Origin of the sequence: Akkermansia sp. BCRC 18949 (assembly GCF_045011645.1) — a bacterium.
GTDB lineage: Bacteria > Verrucomicrobiota > Verrucomicrobiia > Verrucomicrobiales > Akkermansiaceae > Akkermansia > Akkermansia massiliensis.
The window spans coordinates 1,366,386-1,386,380 of sequence record NZ_CP123619.1; the positions used below are offsets into that span (position 1 = coordinate 1,366,386).

The 19,995-nt window shown below is 56.6% G+C and carries 17 protein-coding genes; 12 read left to right on the plus strand and 5 right to left on the minus strand.

Annotation, left to right across the window (positions count from 1 at the left end; translation table 11 throughout):
* Window positions 1–292: 292 nt before the first annotated feature.
* A complete protein-coding gene (locus tag P8A25_RS05670; protein WP_022398343.1) occupies window positions 293–1,306 on the plus strand; it encodes a chorismate-binding protein in 1,014 nt (337 codons plus the stop codon).
* Window positions 1,307–1,345: 39 nt separating this feature from the next.
* Here the strand turns inward: P8A25_RS05670 and P8A25_RS05675 are convergent, their stop codons facing one another.
* Window positions 1,346–3,745, minus strand: a complete 2,400-nt coding sequence (locus tag P8A25_RS05675) for a TIM-barrel domain-containing protein (RefSeq protein WP_251827997.1) — start codon at window positions 3,743–3,745, stop codon at window positions 1,346–1,348.
* A gap of 220 nt (window positions 3,746–3,965) precedes the next feature.
* On the opposite strand from P8A25_RS05675, the gene P8A25_RS05680 reads away from it, so the two are divergent.
* The 4 genes from P8A25_RS05680 to P8A25_RS05695 all read left to right on the plus strand — a co-directional run bounded on the left by P8A25_RS05680 (window position 3,966) and on the right by P8A25_RS05695 (window position 7,914).
* Complete coding sequence (locus P8A25_RS05680; RefSeq protein ID WP_022398345.1) at window positions 3,966–5,264, plus strand: glycosyltransferase; 1,299 nt, start codon at window positions 3,966–3,968, stop codon at window positions 5,262–5,264.
* 48 nt (window positions 5,265–5,312) lie between these two features.
* A complete protein-coding gene (locus P8A25_RS05685; protein ID WP_022398346.1) occupies window positions 5,313–6,494 on the plus strand; it encodes a glycoside hydrolase family 57 protein in 1,182 nt (393 codons plus the stop codon).
* Between the two features lie 332 nt (window positions 6,495–6,826).
* Window positions 6,827–7,156 (plus strand): autorepressor SdpR family transcription factor, encoded by a 330-nt coding sequence (locus P8A25_RS05690; RefSeq protein ID WP_102722025.1) that lies wholly within the window; start codon window positions 6,827–6,829, stop codon window positions 7,154–7,156.
* Between the two features lie 92 nt (window positions 7,157–7,248).
* Complete coding sequence (locus P8A25_RS05695; RefSeq protein ID WP_215443332.1) at window positions 7,249–7,914, plus strand: SdpI family protein; 666 nt, start codon at window positions 7,249–7,251, stop codon at window positions 7,912–7,914.
* A 464-nt stretch (window positions 7,915–8,378) separates the two neighbouring features.
* Here the strand turns inward: P8A25_RS05695 and def are convergent, their stop codons facing one another.
* Genes def through P8A25_RS05715 form a run of 4 tightly spaced genes read right to left on the minus strand, consistent with a single transcriptional unit; the run spans window position 8,379 to window position 11,285 of the window.
* The gene (gene def / locus P8A25_RS05700; RefSeq protein WP_102722023.1) at window positions 8,379–8,927 is read right to left on the minus strand and encodes a peptide deformylase; all 549 of its coding nucleotides are present in this window, start codon (window positions 8,925–8,927) and stop codon (window positions 8,379–8,381) included.
* Window positions 8,928–8,961: 34 nt separating this feature from the next.
* Entirely contained in the window at window positions 8,962–9,390 is a 429-nt protein-coding gene (locus tag P8A25_RS05705; RefSeq protein WP_102722022.1) for a biopolymer transporter ExbD, read from the minus strand.
* Between the two features lie 7 nt (window positions 9,391–9,397).
* Window positions 9,398–10,024 carry a MotA/TolQ/ExbB proton channel family protein gene (locus P8A25_RS05710; RefSeq protein ID WP_022398351.1) on the minus strand — a complete coding sequence of 209 codons (627 nt, stop codon included), beginning with the start codon at window positions 10,022–10,024 and terminating at the stop codon, window positions 9,398–9,400.
* A 43-nt stretch (window positions 10,025–10,067) separates the two neighbouring features.
* Window positions 10,068–11,285, minus strand: a complete 1,218-nt coding sequence (locus P8A25_RS05715) for a hypothetical protein (RefSeq protein ID WP_102722021.1) — start codon at window positions 11,283–11,285, stop codon at window positions 10,068–10,070.
* Between the two features lie 191 nt (window positions 11,286–11,476).
* On the opposite strand from P8A25_RS05715, the gene P8A25_RS05720 reads away from it, so the two are divergent.
* The 7 genes from P8A25_RS05720 to P8A25_RS05750 all read left to right on the plus strand — a co-directional run bounded on the left by P8A25_RS05720 (window position 11,477) and on the right by P8A25_RS05750 (window position 19,894).
* Complete coding sequence (locus P8A25_RS05720; RefSeq protein WP_102722020.1) at window positions 11,477–11,977, plus strand: single-stranded DNA-binding protein; 501 nt, start codon at window positions 11,477–11,479, stop codon at window positions 11,975–11,977.
* 237 nt (window positions 11,978–12,214) lie between these two features.
* Window positions 12,215–13,471 carry a phosphoribosylamine--glycine ligase gene (gene purD, locus P8A25_RS05725; protein WP_215443331.1) on the plus strand — a complete coding sequence of 419 codons (1,257 nt, stop codon included), beginning with the start codon at window positions 12,215–12,217 and terminating at the stop codon, window positions 13,469–13,471.
* Window positions 13,472–13,501: 30 nt separating this feature from the next.
* Window positions 13,502–14,080, plus strand: a complete 579-nt coding sequence (locus P8A25_RS05730; protein ID WP_215443330.1) for a DUF1287 domain-containing protein — start codon at window positions 13,502–13,504, stop codon at window positions 14,078–14,080.
* Between the two features lie 308 nt (window positions 14,081–14,388).
* Window positions 14,389–16,011 (plus strand): formate--tetrahydrofolate ligase, encoded by a 1,623-nt coding sequence (locus P8A25_RS05735; RefSeq protein ID WP_251827984.1) that lies wholly within the window; start codon window positions 14,389–14,391, stop codon window positions 16,009–16,011.
* 38 nt (window positions 16,012–16,049) lie between these two features.
* Window positions 16,050–16,967, plus strand: coding sequence for a 2-dehydropantoate 2-reductase (locus tag P8A25_RS05740; protein ID WP_215443328.1), 918 nt, complete (start codon window positions 16,050–16,052; stop codon window positions 16,965–16,967).
* A 31-nt stretch (window positions 16,968–16,998) separates the two neighbouring features.
* Entirely contained in the window at window positions 16,999–18,960 is a 1,962-nt protein-coding gene (locus P8A25_RS05745) for a DNA/RNA helicase domain-containing protein (RefSeq protein WP_404838801.1), read from the plus strand.
* Between the two features lie 55 nt (window positions 18,961–19,015).
* The gene (locus tag P8A25_RS05750; protein ID WP_022398359.1) at window positions 19,016–19,894 is read left to right on the plus strand and encodes a hypothetical protein; all 879 of its coding nucleotides are present in this window, start codon (window positions 19,016–19,018) and stop codon (window positions 19,892–19,894) included.
* Window positions 19,895–19,995: the final 101 nt, after the last annotated feature.

Genomic DNA, 19,995 nt, shown 5'->3' on the forward strand with positions numbered 1-19,995 from the left:
ATTGGGCGGAAGCTCGTTAGAGCTTACTTGAGTGCTTTTTCCCGTCAATTCAAAAGGGGAAGGCACGTGACATGACGCGAGGTTCTGTTTTTCCGGGGACATATTCCCGGGAGTAAGGGGCTCCGGCCCCTTACAAACTCCGGACAGGAAATGGAAAAAGGAAAAATCCCCTGCGCTATGCTGCGGAAGAGGTTTCACGCACGAAGGCCGGAGGCCTTCGCTCCCGGGAGAAGCTCCACAAACATTCAAATAGCTGGAATTCCCTGCCACAGCATTTTAACATGGCCCCCGCATGGACATAAGCACGCTGACTTCCGGAGCCCTGATCAGACACCCTTCCCGCGGCCTTCTTCTCGGGACCGGGCCCTTCCGGGAATCGGCCGCCCCCCCGGATTCCGGCCCCGCCTTCTATGTCAACACGTTTCGCCTGGATGACCCGCAGCCGTGGAAAATACCGTCCGCCCTGCATCCCATTCCGGAACCGGAAAGCCCCACGCCGCCCGCTCCGGAAATCCTGTGGACGGAACCGTCCCCGGACGCGTATGCCCAGGTATTCGCGGAAATGATTGAACAAATCGCCTCCGGACATCTGGTGAAAAGCGTTCCGGCAACGCCCCAGTTCGGAGAAATGCAGCCTCCCCACGTTCCCCGTGAACTCATCCTGCGGGCCGTCAACGGTTCCCCGCTCCACTACCCCTATGCCTGGTGGACGGAGCAGGAAGGCTTCTGCGGAGCCACCCCGGAAACCCTGTTCCACCAGCAGGGACGACGCCTGACGACCATGGCCCTGGCCGGAACGGCGCGGCCGGAAGACGAGGGCGTCTTCATCAATGACGACAAGGAAATCCGCGAGCATGAAATCGTGGCCGGCAGCATCCTTTCCCGCCTGTCCCCCTACGGCAGCGTCACCAGAACGGCCCGCAGCGTGCTGAACCTGGATACCCTGATCCACTTTGCCACCTACCTCACCCTGGAAGCGGACGAACTGCTGCCGCCGGACCACTGGATACGGCTGCTCCACCCCACTCCGGCCCTGGGATCCCAGCCCCGGACGGAGAAGACGCTCTCCCAGTTGGACGACTGGCGTTCGCGACTCCGCTGTCCGTCCCATTTCGGCGCTCCGTTCGGATTTCTGGAAGACGGAGACTTCTTCTGCCTGGTGGGCATCCGGTCCATGTACTGGCAGGGGCGGCGGCTCGCGCTCTGCACCGGGGGCGGGGTGGTGGCCTCCTCCACTCTGACGCATGAATGGCGGGAGCTGAAATTAAAGCGGGATACGGTCAGGCGCAGTTTCCTGCTTCCCTGACATTCCCGCCTGTCATTCCTCCGTGCCGGGGAAAAAGCCTTATTCCTCCGTCCAGCAGGCGGAAAGCGTCTCAAACTTGCCCTCTACCGGGATTCTCCATACCCGACCATCCCTCGCCACGCCGCGGCAGGGAACGCCGTCCATGCGCGCGCTGAGGGCAATCCCGGCAGGCAGGCCGTGCAGAACAACCTCCGCGGACTCATGGAACGCGCAGGGGTCCCCTTCGCACTTCCACGCCAGTTCCAGGGAATGGGAACCGGTGCCGCGGTAAAGGAACTCATGAACGGCGCATTCCCCGTTCCGGTACGCATAGCCGTCCCCCGCATCCTCATACAGGTGGGAGGCCACTTCCTCATCCGGCGCCCACCAGACGTCCAGCGTCAGCGGGGGCCGCGGCAGTTCGCCTGCGTGCTGCTGCACCGGCCAATGGGGAATGACCGCCCCGCCGCGCACGTACACGGGCAGGAAGGAAAGCGGGCATTTCACCCAGACGTCCTTTCCGGTATCCTCCATCAGGCTGTCCGTGTGGTAGGAATACCAGACGCCTTCCGGGATGTAGAGGAAGCGGCCGCCTTCCTGCGGCTCATGGATGGGAATGACGTACAGATGGTCGCCGAAGAAATATTCCGCCCCCCGCCAGTAGGTGTCCCTGTTCCTGAAGCATTGAAGGGCCAGGGAGCGCAGCACGGGCATCCCCGTCTCCGCGTAACGGCGGAACTGCGTGTAAATGTAGGGAAGCAGGCGGTAGCGGCCCTCAATGGCGGCTTTCACGTATGCGGTGGCCTCCTGTCCGAACACCCAGGGCTCCTGGCCTCCGAATTCCCCGGAGGAATGATTGCGGAAAAGCCCGTGGAACGCGGCCATCTGCATCCAGCGGCAAAACAGCTCCGGCGTGGGATGCCCCATGAAGCCCCCCGCATCCGCCCCCGCGAAGGAGATGCCCGAGGCGGCAAGCCGCTGGCACTGGAAATTGGCCAGCTTCAAATGCTCCCAGCTGGACCGGTTGTCCCCCGTCCAGGTGGCGGCAAAGCGCTGCAATCCGGCAAAACCGGACCGGGACAGCAGGAAGGGACGCCTGTCCGGAGCGTGGCGCTTCATGCCCAGCCAGGAGGCTTCCGCCATGCACTGCCCGTAAATGTTATGGGCCTTTTCATGGGAACAGGGCATGCCGTCGTACTCATGCCGCGTATCCATCGGGAACGTGCGGTCCGGAAAGACGACAGGCTCGTTCATGTCGTTCCAGAGGCCGCGCACGCCCACCTCTTCCAGATCATGCCTGAACAGGTCCGCCCACCAGCTGCGGACGGCCGGGGCCGTGAAATCCGGAAAATTGCAGAGTCCCGGCCAGACTTCCTCCGACAAAAGATTGCCCTCCGACCGCCGGCAGAAATAATTCCGTTCCAAACCCTCCGCCCAAACAGGATTGGCGGGGTTGATCTTCACGCCGGGATTCACGATCAGGACCGTCTTCACGCCGTCCTCCTCCAGAGAGCGGACCATCCCCGCCGCATCGGGGAAATTGTGCCTGTCCCACGTAAACCCCTCCTTCTGCTCCATGTAATGGTGGTCCAGATGGACGGCGTCGCACGGGATGCCCAGGTCCCGGAACCGCTCCACCAGGTTATACACGGCCTTGTCCGGATAATAGCTCCATTTGGACTGGTGGTAGCCCAGCGCCCACAGCGGCGGCAGTTCGGGCGTGCCGGTAAGGCGCGTGTAGGCGGCTACGATGTCCAGAGGGCTGCGGTCATAAATGAAGTAATAATTCATCAGGCCGCCGAACGACCCGAAAGCCAGCACCTTTTCATCCGAGGCGCCGAAGTCGAAGTACGAGCGGCACGTATTGTCAAACAGCAGGCCGTACGCCTTCCCTTCCCGCAGACTGAGGAAAAACGGAACGCTCTTGTAGAGAGGATCCGATTCCTCGTGAAAATCATAATGGTCCGCCCCCCACATGGAGAAATACTTGCCCCTCAGGTTCAGGGCGCAGGGCTTGTCCCCCAGCCCGAAAAAATGCTCCGTGTCCTGAAGCCTTTTCCGTATCCACACGCGGGCGTCCCCCGTCCAGTCCTTGGACTCCCGGCCAAAGCCGCCTTCATCCGCCAGCAGGGGTTCGTCCGTGACAATATCGTAAAAATCCACCTTTTGCTCCTCCGTACGGATGCGAATCCGCAGCAGGGACGTTTCAATGACATGCACTTCGGCTTCGTCATACTCCCGGACCTCCGCGCCGGGGGCGGAATACCCGGGGCTGACGGCATAGCTGGGCTCATCTTCCGGCACTGGTCCGGTGAAATACGTCACGCGGACAATTCCATCGTCCGCAAGGCACACGCTGAGAGTTATTTTAGAAACCGCATTGGTGTATTCCCATTTGACGAGACGCCCCCGGAGAGGGGGCGTTTTTCGTCTTTCAGGGATGTTGGGAGAGGTGCACATTGAAGCCAAACAGAAGAGAGAATCAAAAGCGTTCGATTCAGATTAAATTAATTTCATGACGAACGCAAGATTGAACTAAACCACCATTTTTCTTTTCATTATTAGGACAAAATTACTCATATTACTCTAGACCGAACATGAAAAATCTGGTTTTATTGCGTTGGTGCACAACACGGCATGAGGCCGCTTCCTTCCCGACACCGACAACCCACATCAACCAATGAGCACAATCCGAGTTCTTACATTAGGATGGGAATTCCCACCCCTGGTTAACGGGGGGCTGGGCATTGCCTGCCTGGGCCTTTCCAAGGCACTGGCAAAAAAAGTGGATTTAAGAGTGATCGTCCCCAAGGCCGATCCTTCCGTTCTTTTTGACGGGTTCCAGCTCACAGGTCTCAACAACGTCTCCTATCGGGAAGTGGAGCAAGTGGACCGGAAGTATTCCTATGACAGCTTCGCCCTGGTGGAGCACGCCCCCATTGAACTGGACCCCTACACCACCGTGGAGGGGGAATCCGGCGTGGTGCAGTTCACCAAGGAAGGCCGCATCACCTTCTCCAAGACGCATGAAGCGGACCTCCAGCTATTCAAAAACAAGGAGGACCTCTATGCCGGGGACCTGGCCCTGAAAGTCATCCAGTTCTCCAAAATCGCGGTAAAAGTCGCCATGCAGCAGGACTTCGACATCATCCACGCCCATGACTGGATGACTTACCTGGCCGGCGTGGAGGTGAAAAAAGCCACGGGCAAGCCCCTGGTGGTGCACCTGCACGCCTCCCAGTTTGACCGCGCCGGAGCGGACGCCCGCGGATGGATTTACGATATTGAAAAATTCGGCATGGAACAGGCGGACGCCGTCATTCCGGTCAGCAAATACACGGGCACCATCGCCAGCGGGCACTACGCCATAGACCCCCATAAAATCTTCCCCATCCACAACGGGGCGGACCCCGTCAAGGTTTTCAAGGGAAAGAAAAAATTTCCGGAAAAGCTCGTGCTCTTCCTGGGACGCCTGACGGCCCAGAAAGGTCCGGGCTTCTTCCTGCAAATTGCCGCCAAGGTTCTGGAGCAGACGGACGACGTGCGCTTCGTCATGGCCGGTACCGGGGAAAAACTCCGCCAGTTGATTGAATCCGGAGCCTTCAAGGGCGTGGGCGACAAATTCCACTTCACCGGCTTCCTGAACAAAGACAAGGTGAATGACCTCCTCTCCATCACGGACATCTACTGCATGCCCTCCGTATCGGAGCCCTTCGGCCTGTCGGCTCTGGAAGCCGCCCAATTCAACATTCCCGCCGTGATCTCCAAGCAGTCCGGCGTGGCGGAAGTCATGAAGGGAGCCCTGAAAGCGGACTTCTGGGACGTCAACAAGATGGCGGAACACATCGTCCATCTCTGCACGGATGAGGAACTGTACCGGAAAGTGGTGGAACAAAGCACGGAGGACATCAAGGCCTCCACCTGGGACGCCGCCGCAGACAAGGTCATCCGGGTTTACGAACATGTGCTGAACCGCTAAGAACCGCCTTTTCACCCCACACGATAACTCCCAGCCCTTTCCCCGTACATGAGCAACATTTCCCTCACTTTCGTGGCACACCAGCCCAACCGGCTGATTCATTACGACTTCTTCAAAATTGGAGAACACGCCTTCTATGAAGATGACGATCTGAATGCCCGCGTGCTCAGCACGGTGGCGGAACGCTGCTACTTCCCGGCCACCCGGCTGATGAAGCAGCTCATCGAACTCACAGGGGGCAAATTCCGCTTCGGGCTGGCCCTCAGCGGCGTCATTCTGGAACAGGCCCTGTACCACAGGCCGGACCTGATTGCCGCCTTCAAGGAGCTGGCTGAAACCGGCTGCGTGGACTTTCTGGTGATGCCGTACTACAACTCCCTCGCCTCCGTCTACTCACCGCAGGAATTTGCGGAGCAGATTGAAGAGCACCGGGAACTCCTTAAAAAACTCTTCCGCCAGGAATCAGACGTGCTGATGAACACCGGCATGCTGTACTCCAACGCCATTGCAGCGCAGGCGGAAACGCTCGGCTTCAAGGGCATCATGGCGGACGGCAATCCGGCGATGCTCAAGGGATTCACCAGCAATGAAGTATTCCTGGCCCCGTGGGTCTATAACACCACCACCATCTTCCGCAACCGGGAACTTTCCAATGACCTGGCGATCATGAGAACCGATCCGGAATGGCCGGAATACCCGCTTTCCCCCACCACCTTCGCGGACTGGCTGACGCACCAGCAGGGCAGCGTCACCACCCTGTCCATGGACTATGAGACGCTTGGCGAACGCCAGTCTGACGCTACGGGCGTCTTTGAATTCTGGCGCACCATGATCCTTGCCTGCGTGGATGCCGGCAACCGGTTCATGACCCCGTCTGAAGTGGTGCGTGAAATCAAGCCCGTCTCCGTCTGCGAATGCACCCAGGAAATGACCTGCTCCACCTTCGGAACCATGTCCCATTGGAACGGCAACGTCATGCAGGACGAAGCCATCCGCAAAATCTACCGCCTGGAAAAACCGGTCAAGGCCGCCAATGACAAGGACCTCACCCACGTCTGGCGCAAGCTCCAGAGCGCGGACCACTTCCATTACATGCAGAAGGAAAACTCCTTCACCCCGTATGCCTCTGCCTTTGACGCATACATCTACTACATGAACGCCCTGGCGGACCTGCAAATCCGCGTCAAAAGGGAATCACAGAACGCTCCGGTCCCTGCGGCAGCCTCCTGAAGCTCCCCTTGGAGCGCAGCGAGCATTTGCAGCATTCGACCTGAAACTGGAAGCGTCAGCGAACGCTCCTCCCCACCGTACGTTCTCCATCCGCACAAATGATTCAGTTTGCTGCAAAGGCTTGCGGTGCGGGAAAGCTTTAGACTAAATCCTTGGAATCCATATCCGGATAGCGGACGGCGGTCCGGTTTCAGGAATGATCCCATCAGAGCGGCTATCACGACACGCAGGAACGTGATAAACAAGTGTTCCCGTTCGGTCCTTCTCTTCATTTTTGTTGACCTCGCCGGGAATCCATATTAGAAATATTTAACATTAAAGTTAAATATAAAATGAATAATCCCTCTTCCCTGCAATCTACGCTCAGAGCCCTGGCTGACCCCACACGCCGTGAAATTCTGGAAATACTTAAAAACGGCGCCATGCCGGCCGGAGAAATCGCGGAACATTTCAGTATTACCGGAGCCGCTATCTCCCGCCACCTGTCTGTTTTAAAAGAAGCCGATCTCGTCCGCGACCACAGGGAAGGCAAATTCATCTTTTACGATATCAACCTGAGCGTTCTTCAAGAAATACTGGTCTGGATAGGCAATTTCAAGGCGGCCCGCGAAACATCCCCCGGAAAATGGAACAAAATCATCGGAACCCAGCCCAATCATTAAACGCCATGCAGCCAACCCCGCTCTCTGCTCAATCTTCCCCATCCTGGTGGATCGGGCCAATTTTCAACGAACTTGTCATAGCCCTGTTTCCCGTGCTGACTTACTATGCAGCCGTATCGTCACGGCTGCCCGCCCGCGTCGCCGTACATTTCAATGAATACGGCATGCCCACCCGTTTTGAGGACAAGAACAGCATGGACGCCCTTCTGGGATTCATTGGCCTGGGAATCCTCGGCTTCCTCATCGGGAAGATTCTCCGTCTGATCATCCTTTTGCCCATTCACTTCAGCAGGAATGAAAACAACAGGCGGATTGGCGCGAAGATGGCCACGTACGCGGAATTCTTCCTGGTCGTCCTGTCTTCCTATCTTTGCCTGACCATTCAAAAGACAAGCCTGGCAAATACGGTCAGCCTGGAAGACACAGCCAAAGTCATCTTCATAAGCCTGAACACATTTCTTCTGCTCCTGGCCAACGTTTGCCCTAAGATAACTCCCAACAAATGGTTCGGAATACGCACCCCTTACGCCTTCATTAGTAATGAAGCATGGGCAAGTGTTCAGCGACTGGGCGGCAGGTTTCTATTCTGCGGAAGCCTGTTCAACATCCTTGTGACGCTTCTCCTTCCCGGCTCCTTTCCTGCAATCTTCATTTTTAACATGGTCTCCCTTCTGCTCCAGGCATTGGCCATACTTCTTTGGAAGCCCCACAGGAACAGGACTGAACTTCCATCTTCGTCTGACAGCGACGTTTGTTGATAACCGCCCTTAATCATTAGTAGAAGAAAGAGCCAAGAAAGGATGGACAACTGGTTCGCAATGCCTCTGCGCCCCCATCTCTGCCCATGTACCTCAACGACCAAACGAAAGACCTGGCATGATCGGGAAGCTGGAAGGAGGAAGACACTCCTCCCTTCTCTGCACCGCAGAAAACCAAACAGCGGGACCACGAGGAATCATCACTCTATTTGAAGAAAAAGGGATCAAGATTTTCTGCGCGCCCCAATGGACTCCTTGAGCAGATGCGGAGTAAAATAAAGTTCATGGAGAGGGATTCAGGCACGTGCAGAAAGAAACCCAGTCCAGAAATTTCACAGCCCATTATGCCTCACGATGCAACAGACCGGCTAACCCCGCGCTTTATCGCGGCAGCTCAAGAGTGATTTCCCCCGCCGCCGGGACTTTTCGCCAAATAGGCGGCCCGATCCCGATCCGGGAAACCGTCAATACCCGGTAGCCAGGCGCTTCAATTTATTGCGCAGGGTGATCTTCTGGGCGGAAGAAACGCGCTCCACAAACAGGATGCCGTTCAAATGGTCGCATTCATGCTGCAGGCATCGCGCCAGCAATCCGTTGCAGTCAATCGTCACTTCTCTTCCATCTATCAGGAGCACCGTAGCTTTGACAAAATCCGGCCTCACGACGGAAGCGCGTATCTTGAGCACGCTCAAGCAGCCTTCATGGAAGGGATGCATGGGCCCGTAAGGCTCCAGGACGGGATTGGCAAACATCAGGGGCATGATGTCTGAAAGCTCCTTGTCCTCCCCGTTCACCTTCAGCCAGGTGACGGACTCTTCCTCCTCCGGAATATCAATCACCACCAGTTGAATGGGAATGCTCACCTGCGGAGCCGCCAAGCCGATGCCTTCTGCGGCGTACATGGTTTCCAGCATGTTTTCCGCCAGAGCTTTCAAGCCGTCGTCAAAATGTTCTACGGGGCGGCATTTTTCCTTCAATACCGGATTTCCATACTGTGCGATTTCCAATAACATCGGGAGGGAGGGGAGTATATATGTGTTAAGGCGCTTACTGTGCGCCGGATTTGTTGATTTCTATTCTGGCAGGAACATCCCCCGCGTCAATACCCACAGACGTCAGCGCGTCCCAAATGCCGACAATGACGCCAAACTCCGCCTTTTTATCTACGTCAAGCTGCAATTTGACGTCCGGTTTCTCCCTTTTCAGGGACTCCAGGGCGGCGGCCAGCTCATTCATCTCCACCAGGTTCCCGTTCAGGGAAATGGAGGATTTCCCCGTCACGGCCAGGACGGCCCGTTGCTCCGTGGAAGGAGCCCCTTCCATGAACTCCGCGCCCGGCACGTCTATTTTCAGCAGGGACTGCGGCTTTTTCCACTGGGTGTGAACGATGAAAAAGATGAGCAGAATGGTCAATATGTCAATCATGGGGACGATGGGAACCCCCATGGTTCTTGCTTTCTTGCGGTAAAATTGCATGGCCTGTTCAGCGTTGGGAATGATGGCAGCGGAAGGAAATCAGCTCCGTCAGCAGGACTTCCATGGAAGCGGAAATGCGCTCCAGCTTGCGGGAATAATAAACGTGGGCGATTACGGCGGGAGTGGCGATGGCCAGACCGGCAATCGTGGTGTTCAGCGCCTGGGCAATCCCCTGCGCGATCATGCCGTGGCTCTCATCCATCCCGAAAACGCTGAAAATCTGCACCAGGCCGCTGGCAGTCCCCAGAATACCGAACATGGGGGCGATCATCACAATCATGTCCAGCAGGGGAAGCCCCGCCTGGAGCGTCACGAACTCCTCGCGGGCCTTCACCTGGATCATCTCCTTCAGGGCGGCTTCATCCTCCAGAGGAGAATTCAGGGCGTCCAGCACCAGGCGCCCCTCCACGGAACCCGAATCCGCGGCCATCCTCTCCAGTTCGCTGCGCTCCAAGGCCCCGCGGGTATACTGCTCCACGGCCCGGGTCAGCCTGGCGGGACAGATGGTGCTCCTCTTCATATTGAACATGCGGTAAATGATGGCCGCAATGAGAAGAACGGAACAGGCCGCCAGCGGATACATGAAAACGCCGCCTGCCTGGAAGAATGTGATGCAGTCCTTGATAAAGTTCATGGTGAAGTATCAGTGAATGATGTTGTTGTAGGATGGTAGGTTGTTAAAAATTGAAGTCGAAGTACATTTCCAGCGAATCCCCGACGAGCGCGTTCCTCACCTCCGGCGGCATCGCGGGCAGCCGGGCGAGTTTAATGGCGAGGAAGGTGAAGGACTTCTGGACCTCGCTGGCTCCCACGCGGGAAGTCTGCCTCATGGAGGAAACCTTGCCGTTCTTGTTAATCAGGATGCGGATGCGCACGGTTCCGGTGACGATCAGGTCGCGGTTCAAGTCACACTGACGGTACCACTGCTCCCCGATGGCCCGGTAAACGATCGCCTGGTACGTCCCCATGGGGGTGGCTTCCACATCCAGTGTCGGGCGGCGGCCAAAGCTGAATTTGCCCGTCTGCTTGGTTTTCTGCTCATGCGTCTTGAAGCCGGGCTGGCTCTCCGCGTTAAACATGGGGTCGTATAAAGGCTGCTTCTGCGCCGGCCTCGTATTGGGAGGCAGGTTCAGGTTGGGAAGATTGAGGGGAGGATTGTCCGCCCCCTTCGCAATGCTCTTGGCCAGTTCCTGAAGGGCGTCAGGCTTCTCCGGTTCACCGGGCCGGGGCAATGTCACCGCATGCGGAAGCTGCATGGCCCTTTCCTGCGCGGGGCGGCGGTTCTGCCGGGCCAGTCCTTCCTCGCTTGCCTTGCCCGGAACGCCCTCCCTGTTGGGAGAATGGTCTACGGAATCCGGATGGCCCGCGGGAGGCATGGACGGCTCCAGGGGCTGGTAGGGAACGTTGGCGGCCGCTCCGGGAGCGGCATTCTTGTTGCCGTCCCGTTCATGGCTCAGGTCGCCATCCTGCCTATTCTGGTCAAAAAGGACAATCTCCCCATTCTCGCGCTCCACGCCGTCCTGGGCAGGCATGTCCCTGCTGCTGTCCGGGTCCTTTCGGCCGCCTTCCGCACGCGTGTTTCTGTTGCTCTGGAATTTGGGGGCCTCCGGCCTGGTGGCGCTTTCCTGCTCCTCATTAGTCTTCACGATGGCAGGCAGATGCTCCTTCGGCGCCTGCCTCCGGCCCTCCGGGTGAGGCTCCACCTTCTTCACCATGCGCGCGCTCACCACCACCTGCCGCCGCGCCGCTTCCGCCGGGCGCGGGGAAGCCAGCCATTCCTCCGGAACCAAGTAGCTTCCCGCCAGCAGGAACAGGTGCGCCAGCACGGACAGCAAAAGGCACATGCTCCAGGAAACCCGGAACAGTCCGTTTCGCCGCCGTTGCTTGAAACTCATGGAGGTGAAGTTTTCACGGTTCCATGACGAATGCAATGTAGAAAGGAGACATGATGAAGAACGATTCCGCAATTTAGTATTGCACAAAATCACGTGCAGGGCCATAGTTGCTAGCGACCAGCCACACGCCTCCCAAACGGCAAGGCACCTTTCTTATACGTTATCACACACCTCGTTAACACCCACCCCATATGGCCAATCTCAACAAAGTCTTCTTAATGGGCAACCTGACCGCCGATCCCGAGCTGCGCTACACCCCCAAAGGCACCGCCGTCACGGACATCCGCCTCGCCATCAACCGCTACTATGCGGGCGACAACAGCGAACGCCAGGAGGAAACCACCTTTGTGGACGTCACCCTGTGGAACCGCCAGGCGGAAGTAGCCGGCAACTACCTCAGCAAGGGCCGCGGAGTCTTTGTGGAAGGACGCCTGCAACTGGACTCCTGGGAAGACAAGGCCTCCGGACAGAAGCGCACCAAGCTGCGCGTGATCGGTGAAAACATCCAGCTCTTCCCCCGCGGCGGTGAAGGCGACATGGGCGGCGCTCCGCGCCAGCAGCCCCAGGGAGCTCCCCGCTCCAACAACTACGGGCAGTCCCGTCCGGCCCAGAACTACAATCCGCCCCCCATGCCTCCCTCCAACCAGCCGTCCAGCGACTTTGGAGACATGGACGACGAAATCCCGTTCTAAAGCCAGGACAAACAACTTCTTTTCACAGGCCGCCTTTCCTCCGTGTCAGGCGGTCTTTTTCATGGCCGGGATCCCCGCGGAAGCAAAACACCGCCCAGGGGCACGCAGACATTCCACAGCCGTCCCCTGAATCATGAAAGCCCCTTGGAGCAGCACGGAAAAAACCGTATGCCGGGAGTGCCTTCCCCGTTCATTTCAGCTTGGCAAAATCAGTCCGTCCCGGCATACTTGCCGCGTATGAAAATAGCCGTTATTGGAAAAGGTGGGCGTGAACACGCACTGGTCAAGGCGCTCAAGGAATCTCCCTCCGCACCGGAAATGTACTGTTTCCCGGGGAGTGACGCCATCAACCGTCTGGCAGCCCCCATTCCCGCCAGGGATCTGCCTACGCTGATCGACTGGATGGTTTCCAATAAAGTGGACCTCTGCGTAGCCGGGGAGGAAAGCTATCTGGTGAAGGATGAAGGCCTGGCGAACGCCTGCGCCCGCGTGGGCATTCCCTGCTGGGGGCCGATGAAGGAAAGCGCCCAGCTGGAAGCCAGCAAGGAATTTGCCAAGGAATTCCTGCTCCGCCACCACATCCCCACCGGGCAGGCCCGTGTGGCCGCCACTCTGGAGGAAGCCCGGCAATTCATCGGCGGCGTTTACCCCACCGTGCTCAAATTTGACGGCCTGGCCGCCGGCAAGGGCGTGGCCGTCTGCATGAGCAAGGAAGAAGCGGACTCTTTCCTGAAAGAAGTATTTACGGACAGGCGCTTCGGTGAAGGCCGCCTGCTGGTGGAAGAATTCCTGACCGGGCCGGAAGTCTCCATCTTCGGAGCCCTGGTGGACGACCACTACCTCATCCTGTGCCCGGCGCGGGACTACAAACGCCTCAAGGAAGGCGACGCGGGCCCCAACACGGGCGGCATGGGCGCGGTGGCCTCCCGCCAGCTTGTGGAGCCGGACATGCTGGAACGCATTGAAGAGGAAATCGTGGCCCCGACGGTAGCCGGGCTGAAAAAGGACGGACTGCCCTACCGCGGCTTCCTGTACTTCGGCCTGATGCTGACCCCGGACGGCCCCAAGGTGATTGAATACAACTGCCGCTTCGGGGATCCGGAATGCCAGGCCGTCATGCCCCTGCTCTCCGGGGATCTGGCCTCCTTCTGCCTGCATGGGGCCAAGGGAGAATTCACTCCGGAAGAAATCTCCTTCCAAAACGGCTGGAGCGTCTGCTGCGTGCTGGCCTCCAAGGGATATCCGGAAACCTCCCGCTCCGGCGACGCCATCCAGGGGCTGGACGACGTTGCGAATGCCTCCGTTTACCACGCCGGCACCAAATGGAATGCGGACAAAAACTGTTATGAAACCAACGGCGGCCGCGTGCTGGCCGTCGTGGCGCAGGGGGAATCCCTTTCCGAAGCGCGCCAGCGTGCCCACAACGAAACCAAAAAGGTCAAATTTGACGGCATGCAGCGCCGTCCGGACATCGGCTTTGCCAGCTTCGTCTGATTTTTACCCTTTTCCTAGCCCAACTACCCCATGAAACCCGCCGCCCTTCTCACCTTCCTCTTCCTTTCCTGTTCCGCGTGCCTGATGGCGGACAACGCCGCACTGGCCGCCAAGGCGCGCGAACAGATAGGAGTAACAGTCTCCTACAACGGAGGCTATCAAACCATCCCCTACCCCAACGGGGATGTCCCCAAGGAAACGGGAGTATGTACGGACGTGGTCATCCGAGCCATGAGGGCTTTCGGCCTGGACCTCCAGAAAGCCGTGCATGAAGACATGAAGGCCCACTTCTCCAAATATCCGAAACTATGGGGCCTGAAAACCACGGACCGCAGCATTGACCACCGCAGGGTTCCCAATCTCCGCGCCTTCTTTGCCCGGAAGGGATGGTCCGTTCCCATTACGGAAACCGCGGCGGACTACAAGCCCGGCGACCTGGTTACGTGGAACCTGTCCGACAGTGTTCCCCACATCGGCATCGTTTCCGACCGGAAGACGAAGGAAGGAACGCCGCTGATTATTCACAACGTCGGTTGCGGTGCGCAGGAGGAAGACTTCCTCTTCTCCCATACCATCACGGGCCATTACCGCCCTGTGCTGAAGCGGTAACCCTTCAAATCGGTTTCTTTCCTGAAATACCCTGGTTTCAGGGAAATTTTTATAAGGTCCAGAGGCCCTCATTCCCGGAACGCTTTCATTAGAAAACATAGTGGAAGGACACGCTCCCACGGTTTGAAAAACAACGGTGCCTGCACCGCCCAATTTTCCCTCTCCCGCGCACCCTCTGCCCATACCCTCCTTGAACCCAGGATTTCCCTGGGCCCACTCCCATGATGGTTGAAAACATCCACGTTTCCGCCACATGAATGCCCATGAACCTTCTTGCAAAAAGAGGGGGCTTCCGTCATCATGCATTCATGGTCACACCTGCATTCTCCGATTGTGTCAACAAGCTGGGCGTCGATGAAAACGACGTGATCCCCTTCGGCCGCAACAAGGCCAAGATTTCGCTGGAAGTACTGGACAAGCCGGCCGCACCCGGCAAACTCATTCTGGTTTCCGCCATCACGCCCACCCCTTCCGGAGAAGGGAAAACCACCGTCTCCATCGGTCTGGCGCAGGGGTTGCAGGCCATCGGTAAAAAAGCCTGCCTGGCGCTTCGGCAGCCCTCCATGGGCCCGGTATTCGGCCGCAAGGGCGGCGCTACCGGCGGCGGTAAAAGCTCCCTGACGCCGCCTGATGAAATCAACATGCACTTCACGGGAGACTTCCATGCCATCACGTCCGCCCACAACCTGATCAGCGCCATCATTGACAACGCCATGTTCTTCCACACGCTGAACATTGACGAACGCAAAGTCACGTGGAAGCGCGTCATGGACATGAATGACCGCTCCCTGCGCTCCATCATCGTGGGACTCAACAAGCAGGGCTTCCCGCGTGAAACGGGCTTCGACATCACCCCGGCTTCGGAAATCATGGCATGCCTTTGCCTCGCTACCTCCTGCAAGGACATGGAAGACCGCATCAACCGCATCGTGATCGGTTTCACGACGGACGACAAGCCCGTATTCGCCAGGGAACTCGGCATCACCGGCTCCGTCATGGCCCTTCTGAAAGACGCCCTGATGCCCAACCTGGTCCAGACCGTGGAAGGGGTGCCCTGCTTCCTGCACGGCGGCCCGTTCGCCAACATCGCCCACGGCTGCAACTCCGTGCTGGCCACCAAAATGGCCCTCCATTTTGGGGACTATGCCGTCACGGAAGCCGGGTTCGCCTTTGACCTGGGCGCGGAAAAATTCCTAGACATCAAGTGCCGCCAATCCGGACTGGACCCTGCCGCCATCGTCATCGTAGCCACGGCGCGCGCCCTGAAAATGCACGGAGGCACCGCCCTGGCGGACCTGAAAAACACGGACGTGGCCGCACTGAAAAAAGGCCTTGCCAACCTGGACGCCCATCTGGACGCCGCCGCCCACTACAAGCGCCCCGTGGTGGTGGCCGTCAACAAATTCTTTGACGACTCCCAGGAGGAACTGGACGCCATCGTGGCACACTGTGCGGAACGCGGCATTCCCTGCGCCATTGCGGACATCTTCTCCCAGGGAGGAGAAGGCGGCAAAAACCTGGCCCAAATGGTGGTGGAAGCTGCGGACAAGCCCTCCGCTCCTTTCAAGCCCCTCTATGAATCCGCCCTTCCGGTGGAAGAAAAGCTCAACATCATCGCCCGCAGTATTTACGGAGCGGACGGAGTGGAACTGACGCCCGCGGCCAAAAAGAAGCTGGCCCAGTTTGAAGCCAGCCGCCTGACGGACCTGCCCATCTGCATGGCAAAAACCCAGAACTCCCTTTCCGACAACGGCCGTCTCCGCGGCCGCCCCACCGGTTTCACCGTCACTGTGCGTGACTTTGAAATTGCCAACGGAGCCGGCTTCCTAGTGGCCCTCTGCGGTGAAATCATGCGCATGCCGGCCCTGCCCGTCTCACCGAACGCCATGCACATCTATCTGGACAACAAGGGCAACGTTCAGGGCCTCTAGGCAATCTCAATACAAGATACACACCTTCACCGCACACCATGAAAATCGCCATTCTGGGAGCCGGAGCCCTCGGCTGCTACTACGGAGCCAGACTTCAGGAATCCGGCCAGGACGTCTCCTTCATCGTACGTTCGGAATACGGCTACCTGAAAGAACACGGCCTGCAAGTGAAAAGCCTGCATGGAGACATCTCCCTGCCCCGGCTCAAGGTGTACCGGGACGCGGCGGAAGTCGGCCCGGTGGACCTCGTCATAGTCGCTTGGAAAAGCACGGCAAATGCCGGTTTTTCCAAGGCCCTCCCTCCGTTGATGGGACCGGATACGGTTGTAGTCACGCTCCAGAACGGCATGGGAAATGCGGAGGAAATCGCCCGCATCATCCCGGCTGACCGCATCTATGTGGGCCTCTGCTTCATCTGCGCCATGCGCGCGGAACCGGGCCACGTCAACCATCTGGAAGGCGGCAACATCCAGTTTGCCCCCTTCGTTCCCTCCCCGGAAGGCTCCGAAAAGGCCGGGGAACTCTCCGAATTGTTTGCCAACGCCGGCATCAAGACGCGCGCCTTTGACGCCGCGGAGCAAATCCAGTGGTACAAGCTCGTCTGGAACATCCCGTTCAACGGGCTGTGCCTGGCGCTGGGGGGCATCAGCATTGCGGAACTCTATCAAAACCCGGAAAACGTCGCCCGGGCGCGCCGCATCATGGAGGAAGTGGTCCGGGCGGCGAAGGCCCGCGGCTACACCCTGCCTGACGATCTGGTGGAATTCCACCTTTCCCGCACGGAAAGCATGGGCTCCTTCATTCCGTCCAGCGCCGTGGACTACAACGAAGGACGCCCTGTCGAATACACGGCCATCTGGGGAGACCCTCTCTCCAAGGCCCGACAGGCCGGAGCATCCGTGCCGGAATGGGAACTTCTGGACAAGGACATCCGCAAGCGCCTGAACATGGATTGACCATTCTGGTTCTGTCCTACTACCAAAGATGATGCAACGGTCTTATTATTCCAATGACCTACAGTCTTTTTGTACCCAATCTCTAAAAGAAATTTTAGGGCAGATTGCTTTTCATACACCATTTGACCTAGATCGAAATTCGCGCAACTCCTTTGTTCACGAAATCAAATCACTCCAACACGTTCTTAAAGATATTCCTGCTGGCTCAATAGCCTTTGAATACACCATTCCCCGCATCGGAGAACGAATAGATGTCGTCATCGCCTGTGCAGGTATTCTCTATGTCCTTGAATTTAAAGTAGGAGAATCATCTTATCCCAGACATGCTATTGACCAGGTTGTAGACTATGCACTAGCTTTAAAGTATTTCCATCAAGAAAGCCATCAAAAGAAAATTGTTCCTTTGGTAATTTGTACCCATGCTCCTTCTAAGGAACATCAACTTACAGTAGGTCAAGACGGAGTTTATCATCCTATCCTCTGTAATGATAACACCTTAGGACCTACTTTAACAAAGCTGACTAGCACTCTGTGCGATGAGGCATTCCATTTTGAACAATGGTTAACTTCACCATACATGCCTACTCCCACGATTATTGAAGCAGCTCAAGCACTTTACCGTGGACATGATGTTAAAGAAATTTCACGTAGTGATGCCGGAGCTTACAATCTTAGCCTCACCACAAAGGCACTGAATCGCATTATTGAGCAGAGTAAGCAGCATCATGAAAAATCCATTTGCTTTGTCACTGGCGTACCTGGTGCTGGAAAAACGTTAGTAGGCCTCAATATTGCAAATGAGCGGCATCAATATGATGAGCAAGAACATGCGGTCTTTCTTTCCGGTAATGGTCCTTTGGTTGCTGTCTTACGAGAAGCTCTAGCACGAGATGAAATCAAACGTTTTAAAGGTAAAATAACAAAGACAGCATCTAAAAGAAAAGTTGCTGCCTTTATCCAAAACATTCACCACTTTCGTGATGCTTATCTGCCTCCTTCAGAACAAGTCCCTGCGGAGAAAGTAGCCATTTTTGACGAAGCACAACGTGCTTGGACAAAAGAACAAACGGCCAAATTTATGTTAAAACGCCATGTTCCCGCCTGGAACATGTCTGAACCTGAATTTCTTATCAGTGTAATGGATCGCCACCAAGATTGGACGGTTATCATCTGCTTAATCGGAGGTGGTCAAGAGATACATACTGGAGAAGCAGGGCTGCTAGCTTGGTTTGACGCACTAAGAGACCATTTTCCACATTGGAATGTTTATGTATCACCCCAAATCTCTGATGTGGAATATACACACGGAAAACCACTTGAACATCTCTTTACGGGATTACGCCTCTATCGGGAACCAAACCTCCATCTTTCAGTTTCACTCCGTTCTTTCCGGAATGAACGAGTTTCTGCGTTTGTAAAATCATTATTGGACGAAAATTTACCAGTAGCCCAACAGCTCTACTCTGCTCTATCGCCTAATTATCCCATCACGATTACCCGCAGCCTGGAAAAAGCCCAAGAATGGATACGAGCCCAAGCCCGAGGAACGGAACGTTATGGACTCATCGCTAGCTCTGGGGCCAAACGTTTACGCCAATTTGGAATCTGGGTACAGAGTAATATTCAAGCAGAAAACTGGTTTTTAAATGATAAGGAGGATATTCGTTCCTCCTATTTCCTCGAAGACACGGCCACCGAATTTGATATTCAAGGGCTAGAAATTGACTGGGCAATCGTTGCATGGGATGCAGACTACCGCATAGAAAAAGGACATTTTAAAGCTTATAATTTTACAGGTTCTAGTTGGAAAACGGTTTGTAAAAAAGACGCACAGCTCTATCTTAAAAATACCTACCGCGTCTTATTGACACGAGCACGCCAGGGATTCGTGATTTTTATCCCGGAGGGATGTGACGCGGATTTGACTCGGCAATCCTCCTTTTATGATGGTATCTATTATTATCTAAAGAAAATAGGAATGAAGGAGCTATGAGAATTCTAGAGAATCTTTCTCTGGGGTAAAGAGCCTCACCACTTTTTGTAACATCATGCTGAAAACCATCGTCATTTTCATCATTGCCCTGCTGGGCTTCGGCATGATCCGCCTGCCTTTGCAGAACCGTATTCTGGAGCAGGAGAAGGCGGCGGGGCTGCTGGATGACCCGGTGGAGCTCTCCTCCTCCGATTATCTGGAACAGCAGCTCGCCATGGTTTCCCTGGGGGGGCTGCGCTCCCTGGTAGCGGCCGTGCTGAGCATGGAGGCCTTCGACTGCTTCCTGATTTCCGACTGGGCCAATCTGGAACGCCGCTACAACCAAATCACCTCTCTTGCCCCCCATTCCGACTTTTACTGGGACAACGGTTCGTGGCATTTGGGCAATAACGCCTCCTCCAGCTATCTGGACAATAAGCGGCTTTCTCCCATGGAACGAAGGGAAGGCTTCCGGAAGTACATCCAGAAGGGCCGCAGCTTCCTGGAAAAAGGCATCAGCGCCAACCCGGACAGCTGGTACCTGCAATCCCTGCTGGGCAACATGTACAGCGATACCTACCGCCAGCCGGATTTTGAAAAGGCTGCGGAAGCCTACCGCAAGGCCCGGGAACTGGGAGCGCCGCCCCTGACGGCGCGCAAGGAGTTTTATGCGCTTGTCCGCGTTCCCTCCAAATCCCGCGAGGCGCTGGAGCTGGGCCGGGAATTGTTCAAGGATCCCAGGAACCGGACGCCCAGCCTGGTGAGCAATATTTTCGTCCTGGAAAACAGGCTGAAAGTGCCTGAAAAAGACCGCGTTCCCTTCCGGGAATTGTTCCCGACGGACGAGATTGCCCGCGACCTGATGAGCAGCCACCTGGCCAATTCCCTGAAATACCCCGTGGACGGCTTGAGGGAGGCCTTGGAGGCCTTGCCTCCCGCAAAAACGGATGACTAAAAACAAAAGACTAAAGATAAATTAAAAGGAGCTCCTCCTTTAAAGGGGCGCTTTTTCAATGACGGCTGGGATGAACTTTAATTTCCGGCCTTTAATCTTTA

Bases quoted from the DNA above. Each gene is read 5' to 3' on its own strand.
- P8A25_RS05710 (WP_022398351.1), bottom strand. From the start codon at position 10,024: ATGAACTTTATCAAGGACTGCATCACATTCTTCCAGGCAGGCGGCGTT.
- P8A25_RS05670 (WP_022398343.1), top strand. From the start codon at position 293: ATGGACATAAGCACGCTGACTTCCGGAGCCCTGATCAGACACCCTTCC.
- P8A25_RS05730 (WP_215443330.1), top strand. From the start codon at position 13,502: ATGAAACCCGCCGCCCTTCTCACCTTCCTCTTCCTTTCCTGTTCCGCG.
- P8A25_RS05740 (WP_215443328.1), top strand. From the start codon at position 16,050: ATGAAAATCGCCATTCTGGGAGCCGGAGCCCTCGGCTGCTACTACGGA.
- P8A25_RS05715 (WP_102722021.1), bottom strand. From the start codon at position 11,285: ATGAGTTTCAAGCAACGGCGGCGAAACGGACTGTTCCGGGTTTCCTGG.
- def (WP_102722023.1), bottom strand. From the start codon at position 8,927: ATGTTATTGGAAATCGCACAGTATGGAAATCCGGTATTGAAGGAAAAA.
- P8A25_RS05750 (WP_022398359.1), top strand. From the start codon at position 19,016: ATGCTGAAAACCATCGTCATTTTCATCATTGCCCTGCTGGGCTTCGGC.
- P8A25_RS05675 (WP_251827997.1), bottom strand. From the start codon at position 3,745: ATGTGCACCTCTCCCAACATCCCTGAAAGACGAAAAACGCCCCCTCTC.
- P8A25_RS05745 (WP_404838801.1), top strand. From the start codon at position 16,999: ATGCAACGGTCTTATTATTCCAATGACCTACAGTCTTTTTGTACCCAA.
- P8A25_RS05680 (WP_022398345.1), top strand. From the start codon at position 3,966: ATGAGCACAATCCGAGTTCTTACATTAGGATGGGAATTCCCACCCCTG.
- purD (WP_215443331.1), top strand. From the start codon at position 12,215: ATGAAAATAGCCGTTATTGGAAAAGGTGGGCGTGAACACGCACTGGTC.
- P8A25_RS05685 (WP_022398346.1), top strand. From the start codon at position 5,313: ATGAGCAACATTTCCCTCACTTTCGTGGCACACCAGCCCAACCGGCTG.
- P8A25_RS05735 (WP_251827984.1), top strand. From the start codon at position 14,389: ATGGTCACACCTGCATTCTCCGATTGTGTCAACAAGCTGGGCGTCGAT.
- P8A25_RS05690 (WP_102722025.1), top strand. From the start codon at position 6,827: ATGAATAATCCCTCTTCCCTGCAATCTACGCTCAGAGCCCTGGCTGAC.
- P8A25_RS05720 (WP_102722020.1), top strand. From the start codon at position 11,477: ATGGCCAATCTCAACAAAGTCTTCTTAATGGGCAACCTGACCGCCGAT.
- P8A25_RS05705 (WP_102722022.1), bottom strand. From the start codon at position 9,390: ATGCAATTTTACCGCAAGAAAGCAAGAACCATGGGGGTTCCCATCGTC.